The 24,289-nt window shown below is 33.6% G+C and carries 28 protein-coding genes and 1 tRNA gene; 7 read left to right on the forward strand and 22 right to left on the reverse strand.

All coding sequences use genetic code 11. From position 1 onward, the window contains the following. Nucleotides 1–15: 15 nt before the first annotated feature. The 16 genes from ACFWU4_RS01795 to pdxA all read right to left on the reverse strand — a co-directional run bounded on the left by ACFWU4_RS01795 (nt 16) and on the right by pdxA (nt 15,742). A complete protein-coding gene (locus ACFWU4_RS01795) occupies nt 16–1,290 on the reverse strand; it encodes a beta-ketoacyl-[acyl-carrier-protein] synthase family protein (RefSeq protein WP_411124277.1) in 1,275 nt (424 codons plus the stop codon). After that, the gene (locus ACFWU4_RS01800; RefSeq protein WP_411124279.1) at nt 1,287–1,724 is read right to left on the reverse strand and encodes a 3-hydroxyacyl-ACP dehydratase FabZ family protein; all 438 of its coding nucleotides are present in this window, start codon (nt 1,722–1,724) and stop codon (nt 1,287–1,289) included. Before ACFWU4_RS01800 ends, ACFWU4_RS01795 begins: the two co-directional genes overlap by 4 nt. A gap of 1 nt (nt 1,725) precedes the next feature. Then, nucleotides 1,726–2,520 carry an SDR family oxidoreductase gene (locus ACFWU4_RS01805; protein ID WP_411124281.1) on the reverse strand — a complete coding sequence of 265 codons (795 nt, stop codon included), beginning with the start codon at nt 2,518–2,520 and terminating at the stop codon, nt 1,726–1,728. A gap of 1 nt (nt 2,521) precedes the next feature. Then, nucleotides 2,522–3,574 carry a type III polyketide synthase gene (locus ACFWU4_RS01810; protein ID WP_411124283.1) on the reverse strand — a complete coding sequence of 351 codons (1,053 nt, stop codon included), beginning with the start codon at nt 3,572–3,574 and terminating at the stop codon, nt 2,522–2,524. Beyond that, nucleotides 3,575–4,285, reverse strand: coding sequence for a methyltransferase domain-containing protein (locus ACFWU4_RS01815; RefSeq protein ID WP_411124285.1), 711 nt, complete (start codon nt 4,283–4,285; stop codon nt 3,575–3,577). After that, the gene (locus ACFWU4_RS01820; RefSeq protein WP_411124287.1) at nt 4,282–5,415 is read right to left on the reverse strand and encodes an NAD(P)/FAD-dependent oxidoreductase; all 1,134 of its coding nucleotides are present in this window, start codon (nt 5,413–5,415) and stop codon (nt 4,282–4,284) included. The genes ACFWU4_RS01815 and ACFWU4_RS01820 overlap by 4 nt, the downstream gene beginning before the upstream one ends. Then, on the reverse strand, nt 5,416–5,928 hold the full coding sequence (locus ACFWU4_RS01825; RefSeq protein ID WP_411124289.1) for a YceI family protein: 513 nt from the start codon (nt 5,926–5,928) through the stop codon (nt 5,416–5,418). A 66-nt stretch (nt 5,929–5,994) separates the two neighbouring features. Continuing rightward, on the reverse strand, nt 5,995–6,444 hold the full coding sequence (locus tag ACFWU4_RS01830; RefSeq protein WP_411124291.1) for a 3-oxoacyl-ACP synthase: 450 nt from the start codon (nt 6,442–6,444) through the stop codon (nt 5,995–5,997). After that, nucleotides 6,441–7,556 carry an NAD(P)/FAD-dependent oxidoreductase gene (locus ACFWU4_RS01835; RefSeq protein ID WP_411124293.1) on the reverse strand — a complete coding sequence of 372 codons (1,116 nt, stop codon included), beginning with the start codon at nt 7,554–7,556 and terminating at the stop codon, nt 6,441–6,443. Before ACFWU4_RS01835 ends, ACFWU4_RS01830 begins: the two co-directional genes overlap by 4 nt. Before the next feature lie 51 nt (nt 7,557–7,607). Then, the gene (locus ACFWU4_RS01840) at nt 7,608–10,589 is read right to left on the reverse strand and encodes a reprolysin-like metallopeptidase (RefSeq protein ID WP_411124295.1); all 2,982 of its coding nucleotides are present in this window, start codon (nt 10,587–10,589) and stop codon (nt 7,608–7,610) included. Nucleotides 10,590–10,758: 169 nt separating this feature from the next. Then, the gene (accC, locus tag ACFWU4_RS01845) at nt 10,759–12,105 is read right to left on the reverse strand and encodes an acetyl-CoA carboxylase biotin carboxylase subunit (RefSeq protein ID WP_411124296.1); all 1,347 of its coding nucleotides are present in this window, start codon (nt 12,103–12,105) and stop codon (nt 10,759–10,761) included. Nucleotides 12,106–12,187: 82 nt separating this feature from the next. Continuing rightward, a complete protein-coding gene (accB, locus tag ACFWU4_RS01850; protein ID WP_411124298.1) occupies nt 12,188–12,667 on the reverse strand; it encodes an acetyl-CoA carboxylase biotin carboxyl carrier protein in 480 nt (159 codons plus the stop codon). A gap of 28 nt (nt 12,668–12,695) precedes the next feature. Further along, nucleotides 12,696–13,694, reverse strand: coding sequence for a beta-ketoacyl-ACP synthase III (locus tag ACFWU4_RS01855; protein WP_411124300.1), 999 nt, complete (start codon nt 13,692–13,694; stop codon nt 12,696–12,698). A 176-nt stretch (nt 13,695–13,870) separates the two neighbouring features. Continuing rightward, nucleotides 13,871–14,074 carry a 50S ribosomal protein L32 gene (gene rpmF, locus ACFWU4_RS01860; RefSeq protein WP_411124301.1) on the reverse strand — a complete coding sequence of 68 codons (204 nt, stop codon included), beginning with the start codon at nt 14,072–14,074 and terminating at the stop codon, nt 13,871–13,873. 8 nt (nt 14,075–14,082) lie between these two features. After that, nucleotides 14,083–14,622 carry a YceD family protein gene (locus ACFWU4_RS01865; protein ID WP_411124303.1) on the reverse strand — a complete coding sequence of 180 codons (540 nt, stop codon included), beginning with the start codon at nt 14,620–14,622 and terminating at the stop codon, nt 14,083–14,085. Nucleotides 14,623–14,701: 79 nt separating this feature from the next. Then, nucleotides 14,702–15,742: a 4-hydroxythreonine-4-phosphate dehydrogenase PdxA gene (gene pdxA / locus ACFWU4_RS01870; RefSeq protein ID WP_411124305.1), complete on the reverse strand. Its 1,041-nt coding sequence runs from the start codon at nt 15,740–15,742 to the stop codon at nt 14,702–14,704. Between the two features lie 100 nt (nt 15,743–15,842). Here pdxA and ACFWU4_RS01875 point away from each other — a divergent pair, with 100 nt between their 5' ends. After that, nucleotides 15,843–16,433, forward strand: a complete 591-nt coding sequence (locus tag ACFWU4_RS01875) for a riboflavin synthase (protein ID WP_411124307.1) — start codon at nt 15,843–15,845, stop codon at nt 16,431–16,433. Here ACFWU4_RS01875 and ACFWU4_RS01880 read toward each other — a convergent pair. From ACFWU4_RS01880 to mce, 3 genes are all read right to left on the reverse strand, one after another. Continuing rightward, the gene (locus ACFWU4_RS01880; RefSeq protein WP_411124309.1) at nt 16,430–16,576 is read right to left on the reverse strand and encodes a hypothetical protein; all 147 of its coding nucleotides are present in this window, start codon (nt 16,574–16,576) and stop codon (nt 16,430–16,432) included. The genes ACFWU4_RS01875 and ACFWU4_RS01880 overlap by 4 nt on opposite strands. A gap of 285 nt (nt 16,577–16,861) precedes the next feature. Then, nucleotides 16,862–16,935: transfer RNA gene (locus tag ACFWU4_RS01885), tRNA-Ile, on the reverse strand. A gap of 85 nt (nt 16,936–17,020) precedes the next feature. Further along, the gene (gene mce, locus ACFWU4_RS01890; RefSeq protein ID WP_411124311.1) at nt 17,021–17,425 is read right to left on the reverse strand and encodes a methylmalonyl-CoA epimerase; all 405 of its coding nucleotides are present in this window, start codon (nt 17,423–17,425) and stop codon (nt 17,021–17,023) included. A 93-nt stretch (nt 17,426–17,518) separates the two neighbouring features. Between mce and rbfA the strand changes: the two genes are divergently transcribed. Beyond that, a complete protein-coding gene (gene rbfA / locus ACFWU4_RS01895) occupies nt 17,519–17,917 on the forward strand; it encodes a 30S ribosome-binding factor RbfA (protein ID WP_411124313.1) in 399 nt (132 codons plus the stop codon). Further along, nucleotides 17,918–19,117, forward strand: a complete 1,200-nt coding sequence (locus ACFWU4_RS01900; RefSeq protein ID WP_411124315.1) for an ABC transporter permease — start codon at nt 17,918–17,920, stop codon at nt 19,115–19,117. Between the two features lie 3 nt (nt 19,118–19,120). On the opposite strand, the gene dusB is transcribed toward ACFWU4_RS01900, so the two are convergent. Next, entirely contained in the window at nt 19,121–20,113 is a 993-nt protein-coding gene (gene dusB, locus ACFWU4_RS01905; RefSeq protein WP_411124317.1) for a tRNA dihydrouridine synthase DusB, read from the reverse strand. 81 nt (nt 20,114–20,194) lie between these two features. Between dusB and ACFWU4_RS01910 the strand changes: the two genes are divergently transcribed. Genes ACFWU4_RS01910 through ACFWU4_RS01925 form a run of 4 tightly spaced genes read left to right on the forward strand, consistent with a single transcriptional unit; the run spans nt 20,195 to nt 22,732 of the window. Further along, nucleotides 20,195–20,938, forward strand: a complete 744-nt coding sequence (locus ACFWU4_RS01910) for a prolipoprotein diacylglyceryl transferase (RefSeq protein ID WP_411124319.1) — start codon at nt 20,195–20,197, stop codon at nt 20,936–20,938. Further along, nucleotides 20,928–22,322, forward strand: a complete 1,395-nt coding sequence (locus tag ACFWU4_RS01915; RefSeq protein WP_411124321.1) for a radical SAM protein — start codon at nt 20,928–20,930, stop codon at nt 22,320–22,322. The genes ACFWU4_RS01910 and ACFWU4_RS01915 overlap by 11 nt, the downstream gene beginning before the upstream one ends. Further along, nucleotides 22,319–22,525: a hypothetical protein gene (locus ACFWU4_RS01920; RefSeq protein ID WP_411124322.1), complete on the forward strand. Its 207-nt coding sequence runs from the start codon at nt 22,319–22,321 to the stop codon at nt 22,523–22,525. The genes ACFWU4_RS01915 and ACFWU4_RS01920 overlap by 4 nt, the downstream gene beginning before the upstream one ends. Before the next feature lie 9 nt (nt 22,526–22,534). Further along, nucleotides 22,535–22,732, forward strand: a complete 198-nt coding sequence (locus tag ACFWU4_RS01925) for a hypothetical protein (protein WP_411124324.1) — start codon at nt 22,535–22,537, stop codon at nt 22,730–22,732. On the opposite strand, the gene ACFWU4_RS01930 is transcribed toward ACFWU4_RS01925, so the two are convergent. Both ACFWU4_RS01930 and ACFWU4_RS01935 read right to left on the reverse strand, forming a co-directional pair. Then, nucleotides 22,703–23,101: a DUF4345 domain-containing protein gene (locus ACFWU4_RS01930; protein ID WP_411124326.1), complete on the reverse strand. Its 399-nt coding sequence runs from the start codon at nt 23,099–23,101 to the stop codon at nt 22,703–22,705. The two genes, ACFWU4_RS01925 and ACFWU4_RS01930, sit on opposite strands and share 30 nt — an antisense overlap. Nucleotide 23,102: 1 nt before the next feature. Next, a complete protein-coding gene (locus ACFWU4_RS01935) occupies nt 23,103–24,248 on the reverse strand; it encodes a hypothetical protein (protein ID WP_411124328.1) in 1,146 nt (381 codons plus the stop codon). Nucleotides 24,249–24,289: the final 41 nt, after the last annotated feature.

Raw genomic sequence — 24,289 nt, forward strand, 5'->3', positions numbered from 1 at the left:
TTTTGTAGTGTAAAGTTACGCTATAAATCGCTTAAATAAAACACATGCATTTACATCCCCAAACCCAAAACTTGCTTTGGCAATAACATTAAACTTAAGGTTAATTGTTTCTAAAGGTATTTTTGAAGCATCGATTAATTTAGAAATCTCAGAGTTAATATCAATACAGTTAATATTTGGCGCTACAAATTGTTCTTTTAGTTGAATAATACTGGCAACACATTCTATAGCTCCTGCAGCCGCTAAACAATGACCAATCATTGATTTAGTCGAATTTATAAATGGAAAATCACCTCCTTTTCTGTTTAAAGCTTTTGACCAATTATCAATCTCTAATGCATCTTTTGCAGTTGCGGTTAAATGACCATTGATAACTTCTATATCTTTAGGTTCGATTCCTGAGTTTTCTATCGCGCTTTTAATACAGCGTTGCACAGCCTCTGAATTTGGTGCAGTTAAGGTGCCACCTTGACGTTGACCACCAGAATTCGTATCTCCACCAAGAACCTCAGCATATATTTTAGCTCCACGATTTAATGCACTTTCTAAAGACTCTAAAACTAGAGCTCCTGCCCCACTACCAGGTACAAATCCTGAGGCAGTTGCACTCATTGGTCTAGAACCTTCTTCTGGACTTTCATTGTGCTTATAAGTCATTACACGCATCGCATCAAAACCGCCCCAAACATAAGGACCATGATCACTGCAACTACCTACCAACATACGTTTTGCTTTTCCATTAGCAATACGATCAAAACCCATTAAAACAGCTTCAGTCCCTGTAGAGCACGCAGAGGAATTTGTAGTTACCTGGTTTCCTAAGCCTAGCATACCACTTAGATAAGCACTAACACCGCTGGCCATCGTTTGTAAAACTACTGTACTACCCAAACGTCTCACATTACCATCGTCCAGTTTATAAATAGCTTCTCTAAATTTCTCAACGCCCGAAGTACCTGTGCCGAATATAAGTCCTGTATCGTAGTCTAATTCACTTTCAGGATTCTTTTCGAAACCTGCATCTTTCCATGCGTCAATACCAGCAATACAACCATATAAAATACCCGAACTATTAAATCCTCTGAGCTGTAAATCTGTGAAATAATTTGATTTTATATCTTCAGTTATTTGGGGAATACCCCCTATTTGACATGAGAAATTTAAATCTTTAAGTTGTTGATGAAATGTAATACCAGATTTACCCTGTCTTAAAGCGTCCGTAAATTGCGAAACACTTATGCCATTTGGTGCAACAACTCCTAAGCCTGTTATGACGACTCTTTTTTTCATGCTTTTAACATTCCTGAAATTGTTCCCCTTGCCACCAATTCTTCTTTTTCATTTAGCATTTTCACCTTACACTTTAGTTTATTAAAACGAAATACTTCCTTTTCTGAAATCACTGTCACCTTTTCCTTTGGAAAAACCGGAATATAAAAATCCATTTGATGCGAGGTTAAGGCGATTTGTGGTTTTTTAGTTGTGCTCAATTCGTCTTTTAATAGATAAATCCCTAGACAGACCAAACCAATTTGAGCCATACATTCTGTTAAAATAACTCCCGGTGTAACTGGGTAGTTTTTAAAATGACCTTTATAAAACGATTCATCTTCAGTAAATGTGTAAAAACCAGTAATCCCCTCTTTAGATATCTTGCCTAAACCATCAACAAACAAAAATGGTTTTTGATAAGGTAAAAGCTGTATGATTTGTGTTTCAGTCATTCTAACTTAAATGTTCTCCTCCATCTACTGGAATAATTGTTCCTGTAATCCAAGCAGCTTCATCTTTGCACAATAAATAAACGGCATTAGCGACATCTTCTGGCAACGTAAGTCGTTTATTTGGGTTACGCATTAATGTGTGTTCTATTATTTTATCACTTCCTGGTATCATTCTTAACGAAGATGTGTCAGTAACACCAGCTTGTATGCAGTTGGCTTTAATTCCAAATGGGGCAAATTCTAGAGCTATATTTCGTGTAATTGCTTCTAACGTTACTTTAGCCGCGGAAACTGCTGCATAATTTTGCCAAGCTTTAGAATTTCCTTCACTTGTAAAACTTATAATTCGAGAATCGTCAGAAAATAATTTCGCATCAAAAAGCACTTTTGTCCAATCGTATAAACTTATGCCCATTGCGCTAATGGTTAATGCAAAATCATCGTGTTTAAGAGCCGCATTATCTTCAGAGATCATAGGTTTTAGATTCCCTTTTGCCACACTATGAACCAAGACCTTAATTTTATCATTAGCATCAAATTGAGCCTTTATATCTTTAATAATCAATTCTCTCTTTTCAGTCTTAAAGGCATCACTATTATATGCTATAAATTGCACGCCCTCATTTTTAATAACATCAAATTCTTCATATATGGCAGATTCTTGTATACGGGCACTGCGGTGAATTACACAAATATTTAAACCGTGTCTTGCTAGCTTTTTTGCTGTTGCTAAACCTAAACCAGAACTGCCACCTAGAATTAACGCCCATTCGTTTTTATTTTGAAATTCTTTCATATCACCATTCTAACAAAATACGTTGTGCGGAAAATCCTGGGCCAAAACTGAGCATAATCCCTTTATCGCCTTTTGGCAAGCCCCTGTCCATAAAACGCTCTAAAACATATAGAACTGTTGCACTACTCATGTTTCCGTATAAGCGCAAAACTTCTTTTGTGTCATCAATATTTTTACCTAATGCACCAAATAAATCTTCAACGGTTTGAACTATTTTTTTTCCGCCAGGATGGAAGACTAAATGATCTATATCTTCTATATTTAATTTATTTCGTTCTAAAAACGGATGAATTATTTTCGGAAAATGATCTGCTATAGTTTGTGGTACAGTTTGATCCAAAACCATTTGCAAACCCGTATTTCTTAATTTAAAACCCATCATGTGCTCCGCATCAAAAAAGTGATACATAGCTTCATCTTTAATCTCTGGTCCTGTTTCATCTTCGTAAGATGACAAAATCACACTAGCACAGCCATCTCCAAAAATTGCTGCACTGACCACATTAACCATAGAATAATCTTCTAATTGAAAGGTTGCTGTTGGAGATTCTACAGCTATAACCACTGCGCGTTTATTTAGATTAGCTTTTAAAAAATTCTTAGCATAAATAATACCTGAAACGCCGGCTGCACAACCCATCTCAGTAACAGGTAACCGTACAATATCTTGCTTCATTTTTAAGCTATTAATTAAATATGCGTCTAAAGAAGGAATCATTATACCTGTACAACTCACTGTGATTATGTAATCTATATCTGTAGGTTTTAAATTGGCTTTGTCTAATACCTTTACCAAACTTGCTTCGGCTAACTTTATAGATTCTCTTGTGTAGATATCATTTTTTTCTTCAAACGATGTGTTTAAGAATACCTCTTCCGGATTCATAATAGAATAACGTCTATCTACTGCTGCATTTTCAAAAATCTTTAAAACTTTGCGTTTAAAACGAGATTCTTGGCCCTCTAGCCATAACTCTACAAAAGGCAAAATGTCTTTGGTTTCTCGCGTATATTTTGGTAGTTGCTTTGCAACTGTTGTTATTCTTACAGCCATTTAAGTTCTAATTAACCATTGATACCGGAATGCCCATTTCCAACGTATTTCCGATTTCAGTTTTAATTGTTTTGATATTTGATCTAATTCTTTTCTTTTAAATGCTCTTAAAATAGATGTTAATCCATCCTGAACAATCATATGATTTGAAATTACCAGTCCTAGTAACTTAAACAGCCCATAAGCCAATTTATTTCTTTGTAGGTCATTTATTATAACACCCGTTTTAGCCTTTGCTGCAATACTCTTTAATAATGTCGTAATTTCTTGATGATTAAAATGATGTAAAAAAAGTGTGGAAAGTGCTATATCATAATCTAATTCATTAAATTCTTTTGAAAATATGTCTATAGTACTAAAACTTAATTCGTCATAGTCTTGAGATAATTCGTTAGCGTAATCAACAGCGTCTTGGTTGGCATCTATTCCAAGAAGACTAAAAGTATAGCCGTTCTTTTTCCCGAAATCGGCAATCAACCGAAGAATATCACCATGACCGCAGCCCAAATCTATAATTTTATAGATTTTGTCTTTCGGCTGATTTTGTAGTAGTTTTTTAAGGCCGTCTATAGTTACATGGTTTCCCCCTAACCATTTATTGATTTTTCCAAGTTTATCCAAAGTGTCGCGCAATAACTCGCCCTTCATGGAAAAATCATCCATAAGTTCTCTCTCTTTACTTCTATATCTTGTATTGACAAATAAACTCATTTTACTTTCATGGGCTTTCCATGGGTCATTTTTATTATTAATGGAATTAAAAAAGGAAAACACCTTAACAATACTAATAATTTTGGAGCTAACCAGTTTTGCCTAAATAAATAAGCAATTGTATGACCAACCTTTAGGCGTAAACTAAAAGTTTTATTCCAATTTTTAGTATACGCTTTTTCAAGTAGTGCTCTGGAAGCAATTTTTTTATGAAGATAGTCAATAATCAAGTCTGATGCTAATTGCGCACTTCGAATAGCCATACCCATTCCGTTGCCGCATAGCGGATGAATCATTCCTGCTGAATCTCCGCACATAATCATATGATTTTCAATAGGGTTTTTTGTGTCAAATGAAATTTGACTTATGGTTAACGGTTTGTCAAATTCTACTTTTGTGTTTTTATATATGGTCTTTAATGCTTTGTTTTTAAAAACTACTTCTTCTTGAAAAGTATTTATATCCTTGTATTTTTTAAATGCATTATAATCCGTAATATAACAAAGATTAATATGGTGATTCTCAACTTTTGAAACACCACAATATCCTCCTTTAAAATTATGAAGCGCTACTTTATCATCAGGAAATTTACCTGATACATGTACCTTAACACCTAAATAAGGGGATTTATGTTTTATAAATTTTCTTTGTAATTGGATGTCTAAATTAGAGCGCTTACCAAAAGCACCAATCACTATTTTAGCTCTAAATCGATGATTTAGTTTTGTTAGAATATGAAAAATTTCAGTTTTAAAGTCAACATGTATTACCAAATCTTTAATAATCTGAACTCCGTTTTTTAAAGCCAATTGATACAACTCATGGTCCATTTTATAGCGACTCATCCCATACCCTCCTAAAGGTAATTTAGCTTCTATGTGCTTATTGTTATGGGTGGTTAATTGGAATTTTGATATCTGTTTTGCTCCAAACTTAAAAGGATCAAAGCCTAAAAAGTTTAGATAGGGCAACACTTCATTAGACACATACTCTCCACAAACTTTATGCCTTGGATACTCATTTTTTTCAATCATTAAAACCTTGAGTTTATACTTAGATAAATGGATTGCGCTTGTTAAGCCTGCCAATCCACCTCCAATAACTATAACATCAAAATCAGTTGTGATCATTTATAAATCTTCATAGTAAACAACACTAACTTTTACCGTCTTGCTCATCACAAAACTACCTCCTCCAACACCAAAATCTCTTCTGTTAATTTCAAAATTTGAAGTGAGTTTCAATCTCTCACCTGTCTTTTTAGTCTTAATAATAATAGTAAGTGTTTTCGTCTTTCCCTTGATGCTAAGATTTGCTTTTACACTATAAGTATCTGCAGATTTTTTCGTTATCGATGTACTTTCTAGTATTATGTATTTGTGATTCTCAACGTCAAAATAATCATCTTTTAAAAGGTGTTCATCTCTACTGTCAATACCTGTTTTAATAGATGAAGCTGTTATTTTTCCGTCAAGACTTTTAAGCGTTAAAGTGGAATCTATATCGGCATTAATTGAAAAAGTTTTAAAATTACCATCCACGTTGATACCCAGATTTCTTATTTCAAAATCTACTCTAGAGTTTTGAGCTAAGGAAAAGTTTAAGAAAAAAATACTGATTAAAAGAAATTGAAAACGTAACATACTGTTATGATTAGAATTGTGAAGTTACATTACATTTAAACCAAGTAAAAGCGATTTAACCTTTTTCTATATGACCTCAAGTATTGATATATTTTGGTTTCTAAACTTAAATATGTCATTTTTCTTCTTTGCCATTAGCAACTTACCAATAGGTGTTATTGGAGAAATTGCGAAGAATTTTTCATTGTCTAGTTTTAATTCACCTTCACTTATGGCAACAAAATAATTGAATTGTGTTGTATATACGACACTTCCTAGAGCAATAGCATTGTGTTTTGTCTCTGGGTTAATTTTGTTTAAAATTTGAAACTGTTTTTGAATTTCAGCCAATTGCTGTCCAGTTTTTTCGCGTTCTAGTTGTAGCATCGCCCTGCCTGTTTCGTGTTTATCTCCAGCGCTACTTTTTGTTTCTGATTGAAGGTTGTTTTGAATATCCGTAATAGTTGATTGAACGACTTTTAAGCGGTTATTTAAATGCTGTTTGCATTGGTCATATAATTTTTGTTTTATCCTCATTTTAATAAATCTGCCAATTCTTTGCCAACCAGACTACCTATAGCAACACCCATTCCACCGAGTCTCACGCCACAATATACATTATTACTTAATTGCTTAACTACTGATGTTTTTTGTCCACCAATTCCCATAATGCCTGACCATCTATGATCAATTTCAAATTGAGTATTAGGAATTATGGTTGTTTTTAATAATTCTTCTAGTTTATTTTGAATTGTTTTTGTTTCACCAAATTCAAAAGTTTCTTCTCCTTTAAAATCTAGATGTCGCCCACCTCCTAATAAAATTCTATTATCAATATTTCTAAAATAATAATAGCCTCTATCCAAATGAAATGTCCCTTTAATTGGTAAATCATCAATCGGTTTAGTGATTAAGACCTGAGCCCTTGCAGGAACAACCTTTTCTTTTATTAGTTGATTTGCAAAACCATTTGTTGAAATAAGAACCTTACTAGAGCTAAAAGTTATATTATTTACTTTTAGATTCACAGAATGATCATTATCATCAATAACACTAACCTCACAACTATTTAAAATTTTTATTCCAGACTTCGAAGCTTTCTCTAATAAGGCATCCATCATTTTACCAGTGTCTATTTGGCCTTCAAACTGATTGAAACACAGTTGAGGATTGATGGTTTTGAATCCAAAATCATTCGGAATAAAAGAAAACACATCTGCATTAAATAGTGGATATAGCAATTTATTAATTTTAGAAACTCGGCTAATACATGTTTCATAAAGGGTATGATCTGAATTCAAAAACAGTTCATATCCACCTAAATTCTTATACTCTAAGATTTCATCTCCTAAGGTCTGTCTAAGCAATTGTAACCCTTCTATTCGTTTTTTAATAAGCTTTAAAACCTCGTCTTTAGAATGACTTTTAAGGTCATCAATAATTTCGCTTAGACTCCCAAAACAAGCAAAACCTGCATTTTTAGTACTTGCTCCTTGTGGTAAGATTCCTTTTTCTAAAACAAGAATTTTTGCTTTTGGAAATCGCTGTTTTAAATTTAATGCACAGTTAAGCCCTACGATACCACTACCAATTACAGTAAAATCGACCTTAGATAACCATGTTTTTATTTCCCAATAAGATAAATTCATAACATAAAAAAACTCCTAAATTTAGGAGCTTTTTACGGCATATTTTAGTTATTAATCTATTATAATACGTTTAGTTACTTTTTGTAATCCGTTAGTAATTTGCAATAAATACACACCTGATTGTGCTTTATTGAGCCTAATCATTTCATCAAATCTAGCAGTAGTATTAAATGTTTTAATAAAAACAGATCTTCCTCTAATATCATAGACCTGAATTAAAATATCTTCACTAAACTTAGGATTAAACTGAACCGTAAATTCACCGTTATTAGGGTTTGGATAAATTGCTAAGCTATCTAATTCGTTATCATCTATACTTAAGTTATTTGTCACATTGACAGAATAATCTTCGACTTCACCATCAAAATTTGTTTCACAAGAGGTTGGGAATTGATTTGCATTTGGGTCTGTATACTTTGTACTCACACGCATTGTTGTTGTTCCCGTTATTGCGTCCGTTGGCACTGTAATACTGAGCGGTGAATTGGCTGTTAATTCATCAATAATATTTGCACTAGTTCCTAAGTCATATTCTTCACCTGCGTCATTAAATGAACAGTTTTGGTTCCAATCAATCCAAACTCTTGTTATAATTTGAAAATTACCATCAGAATTTGCTCTAACAGATAAATCATAATCCATACCAGCTTCAACATTAGTTGATGTTCCTGTAAAATCGCTATAAGCAGATGTTTTAGCACCTGCATCAAGATTATTAATTGTATTGAAAATAACGCCTGTTGTCCTCGTCTGAAATTGCAGACTTCCGTTAGAAGGACATACGTTGTCTGTTAACGTTAAATCTACAGGTGCAGATTTAGTTATTGAGGGTGATGTTCCTACTAATGTAATGGTATATGTATTACTCGCCACAGAGCTTAAGTTTGTCAAGGATAATGACACAGTCCCATCCGAATTTAATGAAGATGGCGTAATATTAGTACCAATGCTTCCGGGTACACCGGATACGGTGAAATTTGTAGTTTCAGAAAAACCATTTGATGTTAAATAATTAAACTCAAGCGTTACAGAATCTTCATTACAAACAGTTAAAACTCCTATTGTTGAATTTAAACTAAAATCTTGTGTGCTAGAAATTGAAAATGCATCAGATACTGCATAAAAAATATTATCGGCTGCTTCTACTAAAATTTTTGCATTATTCGTATTACTCACACTTGGAACAGTTACTGTTGCAGATCCAGTATTTGGTACATTAGAAGCTAATGTTGTAAATGACGCCCCGTTATCCGTAGTAAATAAAACATTTACATTCTGACAACTAATTGGCGCTACATTGGTTTGCCCAACTACCCAAGAGACTTGCTGACTTGTTCCTTGTCCCCACGTTGGTGGAGTATTTACGGTAAATGGTGTGCCACTTTGAACATCCACAACCATTGCATCTGATCCTGTAGCTCCACCACCCATTTCGTTATCTCTAACAGTCAGCGAAAAATTCATAGTTCTAGCAACTGAAGGTACAACTTGCCATGTTGTTGCTAAAGAGCCAGACATGACCGTACTTAATGGTGGCATATATCTATCAGGTAAAGCAGTTGGATCTAAGGACCTAAAAGTTGGACCAGCAGCATTAGTCGACTGTGGTGGCATTGTTGCTGGTGTTGTATCTGTTTGCTCCCAACAGTATGTTAAACCTGTTGCTGTATCTGCATCAGTTCCTGAGCCTCTTAAAACAAAAGCTGTTGACCTTGGTATGCTAAAACTTGCCCCTGCATTTACTATTGGCGCAACATTATTTGTTGTACTACCAGCAAAACACACACTACTTGGCCCATTAAAAATATTAGCCCACATTTCTTTAATATTTTCACCGTGAAAATAATCATCACTATTATTTTGAATGTTAGGTGCACAAATACCTGCATAACCCATAATGGTTGAAGCACTACCAGGTTCAACCGAAACACCGGACCTTTGACAATTATTGTTTTGAGTATGGTTACCACCATATTGATGACCCATTTCGTGAGCAACAAAGTCTATATCAAAAGCATCCCCTTGTGGCACAGAAGAACCTGTTACACCTTGAGCTTTAACACCATTTCCGCATGGAGAACGTAATGCAGCAACACCACCACCACCTGTACTAAAAACATGCCCAATATCGTAGTTTCCTATTCCAATAATATTATCACATGTTGTTTGATTTTCCCCAAGCATTGTAAAGCCATTGCCGTTTGTGTAAGGGTCAGAATTCACATTTGGGCCAAGAAAAATAATATTTTGATTATTAGCAACTATAACCATGGTAAGGCCTAAATCTCTTTCAAAAACACCGTTTACCCTTGCCATTGTTGTATTCATTGCAGCCATTACACCGCCATTAGTACCACCGTGAAATTGTGCATATTCAACCGTACATGCTAATGCTAAACGATACGTTCTGAGTGTACCATCATTAGCATTTCTTAAGGCATTAAAATCTTCATCTGAAATTTTAAAATCTGCAGGATTATATTCGGTTTCACATATAAACTTTTCTCGTGCAGCATCTTCTTCCGAATTTATGAAAACAATATAGGTTTCTAAATCCGAGGTATATGGCTCAATAAAAACAGTTTTATTATCAGAAAGAATCATTGCACTAAACCCTTTTTGAGGAGATAGACTAAAACGCAAAGTAGCCGTCGGGTTATCTATTCCCTTACCTACAAATGATCTTATATTAGGGAATTGAGCCTGTAATTGTGGCTCCATAACTGAAGCTTCTTGAACTAAATAAGATTCTGAATCACCTAAATGATTAGGCAAATTAAAAATTACGCCTTGATTTTTATTAGATAAGTTACGTTGAGGAATATTTCTTAATTGACTGATAAGATTATCTGTATTAATTTCAATAATAACAGAGTTTTTTGGTTTGGTCTTGTTATAAATAAGATGAGTTTCCTTTACATCATTAGAGTTAACTATTGACCAAATATTTTCCTTTTTCTGTGCATTTGAAATTAGCACAAAACAAATGGTTAAAACCAAACTATAGATTGGTTTTTGATAACGACATTTCATAACGATAGATTTATTTTTTACAATCTAAAGGTATAATTATATGAGGACTTAACAAAAAAGTTAAAGTCACGCATAAAACTCTGATAAAGCAACTCTTTAGATTTTAAATATTAAGAAGCATAAAATATTGTTAGAATCAAAAAACGACCATTATTAATGGTCGTTTTTTCTATTCTTCTTCTTTTATTACAAAGTCCTCCATAAACTTGGTGGTATAATTACCCGCCAAATAATCTGGGTGATCCATTAATTGTCTATGAAATGGAATCGTTGTTTTAATTCCTTCTATTACAAACTCGTCTAGCGCACGCTTCATTTTATTAATTGCCTCTTCTCTTGTCTGAGCTGTAGTGATTAACTTCGCAATCATTGAATCGTAATTAGGCGGAATGCTATAGCCAGCATAAACATGAGTGTCTAAACGTACACCATGTCCTCCTGGAGCATGTAAAGTTGTTATTTTACCAGGTGAAGGTCTAAAATTATTGAAAGGATCTTCAGCATTTATTCTACATTCAATAGAGTGTAAATTTGGCGTATAGTTTTTACCAGAAATAGGAACTCCTGCAGCAACCAAAATTTGTTCTCGAATTAAATCGAAATCTATAACTTGTTCCGTTATTGGATGTTCTACTTGAATCCGCGTATTCATCTCCATAAAATAGAAATTTCTATGCTTATCAACCAAAAACTCGACAGTTCCGGCTCCTTCATATTTAATGTACTCAGCAGCTTTAACTGCGGCTTTCCCCATTTTAGCCCTCAACTTATCGGTCATAAAAGGAGATGGCACTTCTTCTGTTAACTTTTGATGACGTCTTTGCACAGAGCAATCTCTTTCTGATAAATGACATGCCTTACCTCTAGAATCACCAACAATTTGAATTTCAATATGGCGAGGTTCTTCAATAAGCTTCTCCATGTACATATCATCATTCCCAAAAGCAGCTTTAGATTCCGCTCGAGCAGACTCCCATGCATTTTGTAGGTCTTCTGCCTTCCAAACCGCACGCATTCCCTTTCCTCCTCCACCAGCTGAAGCTTTTAACATAACAGGATAACCTGTGTCTTTTGCTAGTTTCTTACATTCTTCAAAATCCTCAATAATACCTTCACTCCCTGGCACGCAAGGAACTCCGGCAGCCTTCATAGTTGCCTTGGCATTAGCTTTATCTCCCATGCGGTCAATCATCTCTTCAGATGCACCAATGAATTTTATGCCATGCTCTTCACATATCTTAGAAAACTTAGCGTTTTCGGATAAAAATCCATATCCTGGATGAATTCCGTCTGCATTTGTGATTTCAGCGGCAGCAATAATATTAGATATTTTTAAATAGGATTCACTACTAGGAGCTGGCCCTATGCATACAGCCTCGTCGGCAAATTTTACATGCAGACTATCAGCATCTGCAGTAGAATAAACTGCTACGGTTTTAATTCCCATTTCTTTACAGGTCCTAATAACGCGCAATGCTATTTCACCTCTATTGGCGATTAGTATTTTTTTAAACATAACTTTTGTTTTAAAAATTCAATTCCAAGCACCAAATTCCAACAATTGGGTTTTGGGATTTGCGGATTGGAATTTTTAACTGTTATGATGGATCTACCAAAAATAATGGTTGATCGAACTCTACTGGAGACGAATCATCTACAAGAACTTTTACAATCTTGCCAGATATTTCAGATTCAATTTCATTGAATAATTTCATAGCCTCAATAACGCAAAGCACATCTCCTTCTTTAATTTCTGTTCCTACCTCTACAAAAACTGGTTTGTCTGGTGATGGTTTGCGATAAAAAGTTCCTATAATTGGTGATTTTATAGTGATATACTTATCGTCCCCATTTTCTTTAGCTGGTGCTGCTGGTGCTTCAGCAACAGGAGGAGAGGCTACAGGAGCTTGTTGTTGAATAACAGGAGCAGACTGCATTGGTAATTGCTGAACGATTGTGGTATCGCTTTCTGAACCTGTTCTAATGGTAATTTTAATATCATCCATTTCTAACTTAACTTCACTCGCGCCAGACTTGGCAACAAATTTTATTAAGTTCTGAATTTCTTTTAAATCCATAGTATTTAGCTGTTTTGTTAGTTAGTTTTTAATTAGGATTATAAGCCCACTTAAAATAAATTGAGCCCCAAGTAAATCCGCCACCAAAGGCGGCAAATATTATTTTATCACCTTTTTTAAGTTGTGATTCATAATCATATAATAGTAGTGGTAAAGTTGCAGATGTTGTATTACCATACTTTTGTATGTTCATCATCACTTTTTCTTCTTCTAAGTTTATCCTATTTGCTGTGGCATCTATAATTCTCTTATTAGCTTGGTGAGCTGCTAACCACGCAATATCGTCGTTAGTAAGATTATTCCTTTTTAATATGCGTTCCGAAACATCAGCCATATTAAAAACTGCGTTTTTAAATACCGTTTTACCATCTTGGAAAATATAATGCTTACCTTCATTGAACGTTTTATCATTTATCGGGTATGACGACCCTCCATATGTAGCTTGCAAAAAATCTCTCCCTTCGCCATTACTCCTTAACAACTCGTCTTGCAAACCTAATCCTTCTTCATTTGGCTCAAATAATACTGCGCCAGCTCCATCTCCAAAAATTATGCAAGTTGCTCTGTCTTTGTAATTTATAAAAGATGAATTTTTATCTGCACCAATTAATAGAATTTTTTTATAACGTCCAGACTCGATATAAGCTGAAGCGGTTGACATACCGAATAAAAAACTAGAGCATGCCGCTTCTAAATCATAAGAAAATGCATTTGTCGCACCTATTTGAGTTGCTGTATAAGCCGCAGTAGAAGCTGCTTTCATATCTGGTGTTGCAGTAGCTACTACAACTAAATCTATCGTTTTTGGGTCTAGGCTAGTTTTCTCAATTAAGTCTTTAGCTGCTTTTATAGCTAAAAAAGAGGTTCCTTTACCTTCTTCTTTTAGAATTCTTCGTTCTTTAATCCCAGTACGTGTAGTGATCCACTCATCATTAGTCTCAACCATAGTTTCTAAAACTTTATTTGTTAAAACAAAGTCTGGAACATAGCCTCCGACAGCTGTAATTGCCGCTGTGATTTTACTCATTATTAGGTTTTAGTTAATTAAAAGTATTGAAAAATGATCAAAATCAATTGATTTCGCGCAGTTTTCAGCATTATTTGGCAAATAATTATGCAAATTAAGTGGTTTTTGCCTTATTGAGAAAATTAAAACAAAAAAAACGCTCGTAGAGAGCGTTTTCTTATATGCTTGCATAGTAATTATGCTATATTTTCTTCTTCAACAGAGTTGTCAATAAGTACTTGACCTCTGTAATAAAGTTTACCTTCGTGCCAATGTGCTCTATGGTATAAATGTGCCTCGCCAGTAGTAGGGCAAGTAGCTATTTGAGGTACAGAAGCCTTATAGTGCGTTCTTCTTTTATCTCTTCTTGTTTTTGATATCTTACGTTTTGGATGTGCCATTTTAAATGTTATTTATCCGTTAATAGTTTTTTTAAATTATTCCAACGAGGATCTATATCCTCTGATGATTTTATTTTATTGTCCTTACCTGGACTTAATTCTTCTAATTTTGAAAGTATGTCTGACTTTAACGTACCGTCTTCAATACCTGGATGAACACGTTTAACAGGAACTGCCAGTACAACCAGTTCGTAAATGTATTGCGCTATATTAATTTCATACTCACCGTGAGGTATTATTAATATGTCTTCATTATCATTATTATACTCTGAACCAAACTTAACAACTAATTTAAATTGATCGTCAATTTTCTGATCGTAAGGCTCGTTTGTAATATCACAATTAACGTTAACAAAGCCAGAAGTCATAAAATACAACTCTAACAAAGTCGTTTTTTTTATAAGCTTTAGATCCAGTTTTAATTTGACTGTGTTAAACTCTTCAAACTCAAAATTATGAAAGAACGTATTATCAATTTCAAAATTAAAGTGGTGCTCTCCTTCTTTTAATCCAACAAACGGAATCGTAAATTCTTTTAATGCCTTCATTACCACACACATTTTGAGCGTGCAAATATATAAATTTTTACTTATTTAAACCTTAGATATCAACAAAATTTGTTGATATCTATTTTGAAGCCTTTCTTAACGGATCTTTACCGTAATGATTAAACTCAGTTCTGTTTCTAAAAACTTTGATTGCTGTTTGTATTGCTTGTTTAAAAGAACTTTCATCTGCTTTATTCTGACCTGCAATTTCATAGGCTGTGCCGTGATCCGGAGATGTCCTTACCTTATTTAAACCTGCAGTAAAATTTACCCCTTGTCCAAAAGCAATCGTCTTAAATGGAATTAATCCCTGATCATGATATGATGCAATAATAGCGTCAAAACCTTTATAATTATTTGAGCCAAAAAAGCTATCTGCAGAATATGGTCCATATACCAAGTCTCCTTGAGATTTTATTTTGTCTAAAGAAGGTTTTAAAATGGTATCATCTTCATCACCAATAACTCCATTATCTCCTGCGTGTGGGTTAATTGCTAATACAGCTACTTTAGGTTTTCTTATACCAAAATCTTGTTTTAAAGACTTTAGCACAGTGTTAATTTTGTCTTTTACCAGATTCTCGGTTATATGATTTGCCGCATCTTTTAAAGGAACATGATCTGTTAAAAGACCGATACGCAAACTGTCTGATACCATAAACATTAAGCTTTTACCATTTAGGGCTTTGGCTAAATAATCTGTATGTCCCGGGAAATTAAAAGAATCTGACTGAATATTACTTTTATTTATAGGGGCAGTAACTAGGACGTCTATAAAATCTTGCTTAAGGGCACTAGTAGCAGCCTCTAAAGATTTTATGGCATATTCACCGATTTTTCGGTCTTCCTTTCCAAACTCTATTTTAACCGATTCTCGCCAAACATCTACTACATTAACTTTTCCATGAGCTATTTTTTTTGGAGTATCGATATTGAAAAAATTAATCTTACTTTTAAAATGGTTTTTAAAAAATTGCATTGTTTTACCAGAAGCAAAAATAACTGGTGTACTAAGCTCTAAAGACCTAGGATCTTCATAACATTTTATAATAATCTCTGGTCCAATGCCATTAAGGTCGCCTATAGAAATTCCAACAACAACTCTATTTTCTTTCTTCATATCTTTATTACAATCCTATTTTTTTATTAAAATTTAGCTTTAGCGTCTATTATGTAGCTAACTTTACAGCTGCAAATCTAATTGAAATTAAACAAATACAATGTTTACCGGAATAATTGAAGACATAGGAAAAATAGAAAAATTAGTTATGGACAGGGGAAACCTTCATATTACTATAAAATCTAACATCACAAAAGAACTTAAAATTGACCAGAGCGTATCTCACAACGGTGTTTGTCTTACTGTAATTGATACTGAACAGAATCTTTATACAGTCACCGCAATTAAGGAGACTTTAGATAAAACAAATCTTGGTTTTCTAGATAAGAATAATTCTGTTAATCTAGAGCGCGCAATGAAACTAGGTGACCGTTTAGATGGACATATTGTGCAGGGTCATGTAGATCAGACCGCAAAGTGTATCTCTGTTAAAGAGGAAAATGGAAGTTGGTTCTTTACTTTTGAATATGACTCAAACTTAAATAATATAACAATTGAAAAAGGATCAATTACAATAAATGGTGTTAGTCTTACCGTTGTAGACTCTCAACAATCTAGATTTTCGGTAGCAATTATACCATACACTTACAATCATACAACTTTTAAAAACCTAGACATAGGCGATATTGTAAACTTAGAATTTGATGTTATTGGAAAGTATGTGAAAAGACTTAACGATCTGCGCAATTAAATAGCTTTATTCTTAGAAATTGAATGTGTCTTAATAATACCAAAAACCAAAGCGACTACAAATAAAACCATCATTCCTCCGTCAATCGGAAGTCCTGGTGGCGGTGGCGGTGTAGGTGGTGGTGGCGTAGCTCCTTGAGCCATAGCCGTTAAGCTTATTAAAAAACACTTGATTGAGGCAATCATATTTTTAAGAGCATGTTATTAATTAAGGTGCCACAAAAGTATAAAAAAAACTGAACTTACAAAATTATATCTACCAAAAACGTCTTTTAACGGTAAATTAAATCGATGAAATGCACTAAATCAAGCTCTAGAGGAAAGTTAATTGTAACTGTATCTAAACGTTATAAAAATCGATATCAATTTAGAGATTCTCATTAAAATAATAAAGACCTTAGATTAAACTAAAGTCTTTATTGTTAATTGTGGTCCCACATGGACTCGAACCATGGACCACCTGATTATGAGTCAGGTGCTCTAACCAACTGAGCTATAGGACCTATTGGTTAATACCAATCTCTTTATTACTAAAGAGTGTGCAATATTAATACATATTTTAATACTCCACAAGAAATTTAATTCAATTTACCTCTCTATCTCTTGACATAATTCAACTAAGACGCCATTTGTAGATTTTGGATGTAAAAAGGCAATTAATTTATTGTCTGCGCCTTTCTTAGGAACTTTATGAATCATCTGAAAACCCTCTTTGGTTAATCTCTTAATTTCTTTTTCAATATTATCAACAGCAAAAGCAATATGATGGATTCCTTCACCTTTCTTCTCTATAAACTTTGCGATTGGACTGTCTTTGTTTGTGGCCTGAAGCAACTCAATCTTATTTGGCCCACATTTAAAAAAAGATGTTTTAACACCTTCACTTTCTACATCTTCAATCTTATAATGTTCTTTTCCAAATAACGACGTAAAAAGATCATTAGATCGCTCTATATCTTTTACAGCAATACCAATATGCTCTATTTTTCTCATTGTAGCCTCAATTTTGTAGTGTAAAAATACTATAATACTTAAATAACCTATACTTTTGCAAATGGTTATACCAAATGAATTTTTAAAATATTAATGGAAGAATTTACACAAAGACAGAAAAAGATAGGTGGCATACTTCAACAAGACTTAGCTGAGGTACTACAAAAAGCGGCTTCTGATGGTGGATTGCGTAATATTATTATTTCAGTAAGTAAAGTAAATGTTACTACAGATTTATCAATGGCTAAGATTTATCTTAGTATTTTTCCAAATAAAGAGGCTAAACCTTTATTGGAAGGCATAAAGTCGAACAAGCCATTAATTAGACATGAACTTGCGCAGCGTACACGTCATCAATTGAGACGTATGCCTCAACTAGAGTTTTTTATAGACGATTCTTTAGAATATATTGATGGTATTGAACGTTCACTTAAAGGTGAAGATAATCCTCTTGAAAACCCAGATTTACTAGGTAAGCGCAAAAAATCTTAAGTGAATTTCCCATTATATATAGCAAAACGATACCTGTTCTCTAAAAGCAGTAACAATGCTATAAATATAATGACAGCCATAGCTTCTGGTGGAGTTATTATTGCATCATCGGCTCTATTTATTGTACTTTCCGTATTTGCTGGTCTTAAAGATTATAGTCTTCAATTTTCTTCTTTAGTAGATCCTGATTTAAAACTCATGCCAATTGAAGGAAAATCATTTCTTTTTTCTGAAAATGATATAGCTAAACTTAATTTAATAGATGGTATTGCTTCATTCTCTAAAGTAATTGAAGAACGTATTATTATTAAGTCTGAAAACAAAAGTCTATTGGCCACTCTTAAGGGTGTAGATGAAAACTATCTAAGTGTGACCAGCATAGACTCGATGATTACAAAGGGGCGTTGGATTTCTTCCGGAAGTAATGAGGTTGTAGCAGGCTGGGGAATTTCAAACAATCTGTCCTTTGGTATTCTTGATTATCTTAAACCTCTTTCATTATATGTGCCTAAACCCGGAAAAGGACAGCCAAGCTCTTTAAAAAGTATTTATAATGCTGCCTATGTTAGTAACGTGGGGCTTTTTGATATTAATGAAGAACTTAATTCTGAATATATATACGCTGATATTAGCCTAGCCAAACAATTATTAAACTATAAAGATTATCAAATAAGCGCTTTAGAATTAAATTTAATTTCTGAAGTGGATGAATCTAATATTAGAACTCAGCTAGAAAATACATTTAAAAACAGGTTTGAAATTAAAAATAGAGAGGAGCTTAACGATGCCTTATTTAAAATGCTTAACACTGAAAATTTAGCTATTTATCTCATCTTTACCTTAGTAATTATAATAGCTTTATTCAATGTAATAGGCGCTATAATTATGATGATTTTAGATAAAAAGAAATCACTAAACACATTGTTTAATCTTGGTAGTGAAACCAAAACAATAAGATACATTTTCTTCTTACAAGGTAGTTTAATGACTGTTATTAGCGGTATTGCAGGCGTAACTATTGGTGTTTTAGTCGTTCTTGTTCAACAACACTTTAATTTAGTAATGTTAACACCAGATTTACCTTACCCAGTTAAAATGAATTTTACAAATGTATTAATAGTTGTAGTAACTATTTTCGCACTTGGCATTATTGCTTCTAAAATTGCCTCTCAGCGTATTACAAAGCAACTCATTCGGTAAAACTTAAACAAACTGATGATCAGAAAACTTCTCTAACACCTCATCAAAAGCGGCAAATACATCTTTAGAATCATCACTTGTAACCATTTTCATTCTATATTCCTTAAAGTGAGGAATACCTTTAAAATAATTAGTGTAATGTCTTCTCGTTTCAAATACACCGAGAACTTCACCCTTCCAATCTATAGACATTTGTAAATGACGCCTAGCTGCTTCAACTCGCTCTTGCATTGAAATCGGTGGTAAATGTTTTCCAGTTTTAAAATAATGCTTTACTTGTTTAAAAAACCATGGGTTACCTATAGTTGCGCGGCCAATCATTGCTCCGTCTAAGCCATAGCTATCTCTCATTTCTGCAGCACGCTCTGGTGTATTAATATCACCATTCCCAAACACTGGTATGTGCATGCGTGGGTTGTTCTTAACAGCAGCAATAGGTTTCCAGTCGGCATCACCTTTATACATTTGTGCTCTCGTTCTACCATGAATCGCGATGGATTTTATACCTACATCCTGTAAACGTTCTGCAACCTCAACAATTTTTATAGAATCGTGGTCCCAACCTAGTCTGGTTTTTACAGTTACAGGAAGGTTAGTACGCTTTACCATTTCTGCAGTTAGCTTTTCCATTAAACAGATATCTTTTAGAATTCCTGCGCCAGCCCCTTTAGAGACAACTTTCTTTACAGGACAACCAAAATTAATATCAATAATATCTGGTTTCGACTTTTCAACAATATCAATAGTTTGTAACATGCTTTCCATATTAGCACCAAAAATCTGAATACCAACTGGTCGCTCTTTTTCATATATATCTAATTTCATAACGCTTTTTGCAGCATTACGAATTAGGCCTTCGCTACTCACAAACTCAGTGTAAACCACATCTGCTCCTTGTTCTTTACACAATGCTCTAAATGGTGGATCGCTAACATCTTCCATTGGTGCTAAAAGCAATGGGAAATCTGATAATTCTATGTCTCCTATTTTAACCAAGTCAAATATTTTGAAGCAAAATTACAGCTTTTTAAGTAATGTTGTATCTTCAATATTTTCTAACAACTATAACCCTTAGAATTGCAAATTCCCTTTGAGCCCATAATTTTTGGTTACCACATAAACATTCATTTAATTTTAGAATACTTAGCCTTTTTCTTAGCCTTTAGATATTATGTTGTTTTAAGGCGCAAAAATACTGACACGATAAACTCTAATAATCGTCTCTCTATAATTTTAGGTGCTGCCTTAGGTGCATTAATCGGATCGCGATTGATTGGAATTCTAGAAAATCCTTTCGTAGAATTTTCGCAACAAAACATGCTTCAGTTGCTTAATACAAAGACTATAATGGGCGGTTTATTTGGTGGTTTGCTTGGTGTTGAGTTAGCAAAGAAAATTATAGGCGAAAAACAATCCTCAGGTGATTTGTTTGTACTTCCAATTATCGTAGGCATTTTTATTGGTCGTGTTGGTTGTTTCTTGTCTGGAATTAATGAATTCACTTACGGCAAAGTAACTACTTCAGTTTTTGGAATGGACCTAGGTGATGGTTTGCTTCGTCATCCAACTTCGTTATATGAACTTATTTTTTTAATTCTATTGTTCTTTAGTTTGAAACATATTCATAATAATTCAACTTTAAAAAACGGAGATCTTTTTAAGATATTTATGCTGCTTTATTTCGGATTTCGCTTTTTTATTGAATTCTTAAAACCTAATGTGTTTTATGTAAACGGATTGAGCACCATTCAACTATTATGTGTAATTTGTTGGTTGTATTACAGCCCTTTCACCATTCAAAAGCTAAAAAATGCCAGTTAGAAACTATACCTATTACGATTTCACATTAAGTTTATGTCCTGAATGTTTAAAACGCGTTGATGCCAAAATTGTATTTGAAAATGACAACGTTTACATGTTAAAGCGTTGTAACGAGCACGGTAATTCAAAGGTGCTTATTGCAGACGATGTTGAGTACTACAAAAACATAAGGAACTACAACAAACCAAGCGAGACACCACACACATTTAATACCAAAACTCATTATGGCTGTCCTTATGATTGCGGCTTATGCCCTGACCATGAGCAACACAGTTGTTTAACCGTTGTAGAGGTTACTGATCGTTGCAATTTAACTTGTCCTACATGTTATGCTGGATCGTCGCCAACATATGGAAGACATCGTACTTTAGATGAAGTAAAAGCAATGCTCGATACTATTGTAAAGAATGAAAAAGAGCCAGATGTCGTTCAAATATCTGGTGGAGAACCAACCATTCATCCTCAGTTTTGGGAAATTATGGATTATGCAAAATCACTTCCAATTAGACATTTAATGTTGAATACTAATGGGATTAAAATTGCTAAAGATTTTGAGTTTGTAGAACGATTAAAAACATATGCTCCAGATTTTGAAATTTACTTACAATTTGATTCTTTTGAAAATGATGTTTTACAAGAATTACGTGGAGCACATTTAAATGAAATAAGAAAACAAGCAATAGAAAATCTAAATAAATTAAACCTATCAACAACTCTAGTGGTAACACTTCAAAAGGGATTAAATGATAATGAAATAGGAAAAATTATAGACTATGCTTTAAAACAAAAGTGTGTTAGAGGTGTAACCTTACAACCAACTCAAATCGCTGGCCGTTTAGATAATTTTAATCCAGAAACAGATCGTATGACTTTAACAGAAGTGCGACGAAAAATCATGGAACAGACTGATATATTTAATCCCGACGATTTGTTGCCTGTGCCTTGTAATCCTGATGCTTTGGTCATGGGTTATGCGCTTAAATTGGATGATGAAGTTTTTCCTTTGACACGCTATATAAATCCGAATGATTTATTAGATAATAGTAAGAACACCATTATCTATGAGCAAGATGATCAACTTCAGGATAAAATGATTGAATTATTTAGTACAGGAAATTCTGTTGAGGTTGCTGAAGAAAACTTAAAATCTATAATGTGCTGCCTACCTCATATTGATGCTCCAAATTTAGGTTATGATAATTTATTTAGAGTCATTATTATGCAATTTATAGACGCTTATAATTTTGATGTGCGCGCCATTAAAAAGTCTTGTGTTCATATTGTAGATAAAGACAATAAAATTATTCCTTTTGAAACCATGAACTTGTTTTATCGCGATGATAAAAAAGCCAGACTAGAAGAACTTAAAAACGAAATTGTATGATTAATTTACTCGTTGATAGTACAGATATGGGCTGGTATATCTTACTATTGGTCTTCTTGGCAATCTGTCTACCAGTAATACTTTTTATTATTGGAATAGTAGTGTTTCAGAAAAATAAAAAACGTGGCAAAATTATTCTAATTAGTGCAGCTGTATATTCTATTATTAGCCTTGGTTTATGCAGCGGATTTATTAGTTTTTAAACTAAAAATATGAAAATTTTAGAAGTAGGTAATTTAGATGGATTAGTATTATTCTTTGCGGCTATAATGTTTGGTCCTGCAATCTTATTAGCCATCATCGGCTTCGCTGTCCTTAAAAAAAACAAAAAAGCAGCTAAGGTTTTATTCATTCTTGCGGCTGTTTATGTTATTATTAGTTTAGGTGTCTGCGGTGCCTTGATTACTTAATTTTAACACCCAAAGCCCATAAAGTCCTAAAAAGAGTTCGGCAAAAATGCCGAATTTATATCCAAATGTTGGTGTGCCATCTATAAACCAACTCAATAGTCTTCCTGACCCTAAACCCAACATAAAAATCATGTTCGTAATTAATGCTGGTTTTAAATAATTAACCTTAAAAACACCCAAAAGCCACAGCATTGAAAATCCAAGATATAAACCCATTATGGCTTTAAACTGATTATGCTCATCAATAGTGTTTAATTGTATATCAAACTCTGAACTTGTATTAAAACCATAAACAATAGCTATAGGAATAACAATTAGAACAGATATAACTAAGTGAATCTTCGTTATTATATCTCGCTTAGCAATCATATTAATAATTTAAATCTGCCATACCTAAAGTGAGGCTTAAGTCCGCACCTGCAGCACTTTCTACAAAACCGCTAAAAGTTGCAATAAAAATACCTTGGCTGCTTACGGTGGTTTCAGACTCAAAATCATCTACGCCTTGTGTGGATGGAAAATAGTCGGTTCCATTAAACGTTATTACAAAATTTTGCAAAGCATTAATACCTGTTGCTCCTTCGACCACCTCAAAATAAAGGAAATAATTATTAGTTGAATTCGTTGCATCTACAATAATTACTCCTTCTTGTAGGCTAATATTTTGATTAATAAAATCTATAAAAAGAGTTCCGGCAGTAACAACTAGAGACCCTGGTTCTCCCATATTGCTAAATGAGCAATCTCCTAAATCATCAATAAGGGCCTGCAAGTTGCCGTCAATGTCTCCACATTCTGCTATTTGGTTTTCTAACGCTAATTTATAGCCGTTACAAAGGCCCTCATTTGTATCATCTTGATTAAACGCTAATTCTGCTTCATTAGTTGCCGCTTGCAGATCACATGTGTTTTGAGCTTCATCTCGTGTCCAAACAGAAGTAGAGTTTGTTGTACTCATAATTATTGTACCTGTTAACTCATCGGTCTGTGTTACTGAATTATTTTGAGTAAACGTTAATGTTTCTCCGTCATCTGCTAACTCAAAATCAACAGTTTGCTCTCCTTGCGATGACGCATTGTCTATACCTTCAATATTAAACTCAAAAAAAGACCCATCTATAGTCATTTCGTTTTCGTTTATTAAATAGGTACCCATACCCGAAACATTATCTAAGGTATATGAATCAGTAGCACTATTAATTCCATTAACATCAATATCCACGTCGTAAGAATAGTTTCCATTAGTTGAAAATGTACTTGTGTCAAACTCTAAAATGTAAGCTACGTTTGTACTAATAATATCAACATCTGAAATTGTAGTTTGATTCTCAAAAGATGCAATGCTATTTAACGTAACATAAAACTCAGACAAATTCCACTCACCTAATAGGTCGTCGTTATTTAAACCGTTTATGTTTAAATCTGTACCCTCTTCTACTGGCTCATTGTTGCAAGAAAAAGCTAAAAACAAAAATAGCAGAGTAAACAAGGAGCGAGATTTACTCGTCTTAGTCATATTCCTTTTTATTATAAATGTACAATAAAATTTAATTAGAA

Origin of the sequence: Winogradskyella sp. PE311 (assembly GCF_046545555.1) — a bacterium.
Classification (GTDB): Bacteria; Bacteroidota; Bacteroidia; order Flavobacteriales; family Flavobacteriaceae; genus Winogradskyella.

Bases quoted from the DNA above. Each gene is read 5' to 3' on its own strand.
- ACFWU4_RS01795 (WP_411124277.1), bottom strand. From the start codon at position 1,290: ATGAAAAAAAGAGTCGTCATAACAGGCTTAGGAGTTGTTGCACCAAAT.
- ACFWU4_RS01800 (WP_411124279.1), bottom strand. From the start codon at position 1,724: ATGACTGAAACACAAATCATACAGCTTTTACCTTATCAAAAACCATTT.
- ACFWU4_RS01805 (WP_411124281.1), bottom strand. From the start codon at position 2,520: ATGAAAGAATTTCAAAATAAAAACGAATGGGCGTTAATTCTAGGTGGC.
- ACFWU4_RS01810 (WP_411124283.1), bottom strand. From the start codon at position 3,574: ATGGCTGTAAGAATAACAACAGTTGCAAAGCAACTACCAAAATATACG.
- ACFWU4_RS01815 (WP_411124285.1), bottom strand. From the start codon at position 4,285: ATGAGTTTATTTGTCAATACAAGATATAGAAGTAAAGAGAGAGAACTT.
- ACFWU4_RS01820 (WP_411124287.1), bottom strand. From the start codon at position 5,415: ATGATCACAACTGATTTTGATGTTATAGTTATTGGAGGTGGATTGGCA.
- ACFWU4_RS01825 (WP_411124289.1), bottom strand. From the start codon at position 5,928: ATGTTACGTTTTCAATTTCTTTTAATCAGTATTTTTTTCTTAAACTTT.
- ACFWU4_RS01830 (WP_411124291.1), bottom strand. From the start codon at position 6,444: ATGAGGATAAAACAAAAATTATATGACCAATGCAAACAGCATTTAAAT.
- ACFWU4_RS01835 (WP_411124293.1), bottom strand. From the start codon at position 7,556: ATGAATTTATCTTATTGGGAAATAAAAACATGGTTATCTAAGGTCGAT.
- ACFWU4_RS01840 (WP_411124295.1), bottom strand. From the start codon at position 10,589: ATGAAATGTCGTTATCAAAAACCAATCTATAGTTTGGTTTTAACCATT.
- accC (WP_411124296.1), bottom strand. From the start codon at position 12,105: ATGTTTAAAAAAATACTAATCGCCAATAGAGGTGAAATAGCATTGCGC.
- accB (WP_411124298.1), bottom strand. From the start codon at position 12,667: ATGGATTTAAAAGAAATTCAGAACTTAATAAAATTTGTTGCCAAGTCT.
- ACFWU4_RS01855 (WP_411124300.1), bottom strand. From the start codon at position 13,694: ATGAGTAAAATCACAGCGGCAATTACAGCTGTCGGAGGCTATGTTCCA.
- rpmF (WP_411124301.1), bottom strand. From the start codon at position 14,074: ATGGCACATCCAAAACGTAAGATATCAAAAACAAGAAGAGATAAAAGA.
- ACFWU4_RS01865 (WP_411124303.1), bottom strand. From the start codon at position 14,622: ATGAAGGCATTAAAAGAATTTACGATTCCGTTTGTTGGATTAAAAGAA.
- pdxA (WP_411124305.1), bottom strand. From the start codon at position 15,742: ATGAAGAAAGAAAATAGAGTTGTTGTTGGAATTTCTATAGGCGACCTT.
- ACFWU4_RS01875 (WP_411124307.1), top strand. From the start codon at position 15,843: ATGTTTACCGGAATAATTGAAGACATAGGAAAAATAGAAAAATTAGTT.
- ACFWU4_RS01880 (WP_411124309.1), bottom strand. From the start codon at position 16,576: ATGGCTCAAGGAGCTACGCCACCACCACCTACACCGCCACCGCCACCA.
- mce (WP_411124311.1), bottom strand. From the start codon at position 17,425: ATGAGAAAAATAGAGCATATTGGTATTGCTGTAAAAGATATAGAGCGA.
- rbfA (WP_411124313.1), top strand. From the start codon at position 17,519: ATGGAAGAATTTACACAAAGACAGAAAAAGATAGGTGGCATACTTCAA.
- ACFWU4_RS01915 (WP_411124321.1), top strand. From the start codon at position 20,928: ATGCCAGTTAGAAACTATACCTATTACGATTTCACATTAAGTTTATGT.
- ACFWU4_RS01920 (WP_411124322.1), top strand. From the start codon at position 22,319: ATGATTAATTTACTCGTTGATAGTACAGATATGGGCTGGTATATCTTA.
- ACFWU4_RS01925 (WP_411124324.1), top strand. From the start codon at position 22,535: ATGAAAATTTTAGAAGTAGGTAATTTAGATGGATTAGTATTATTCTTT.
- ACFWU4_RS01930 (WP_411124326.1), bottom strand. From the start codon at position 23,101: ATGATTGCTAAGCGAGATATAATAACGAAGATTCACTTAGTTATATCT.
- ACFWU4_RS01935 (WP_411124328.1), bottom strand. From the start codon at position 24,248: ATGACTAAGACGAGTAAATCTCGCTCCTTGTTTACTCTGCTATTTTTG.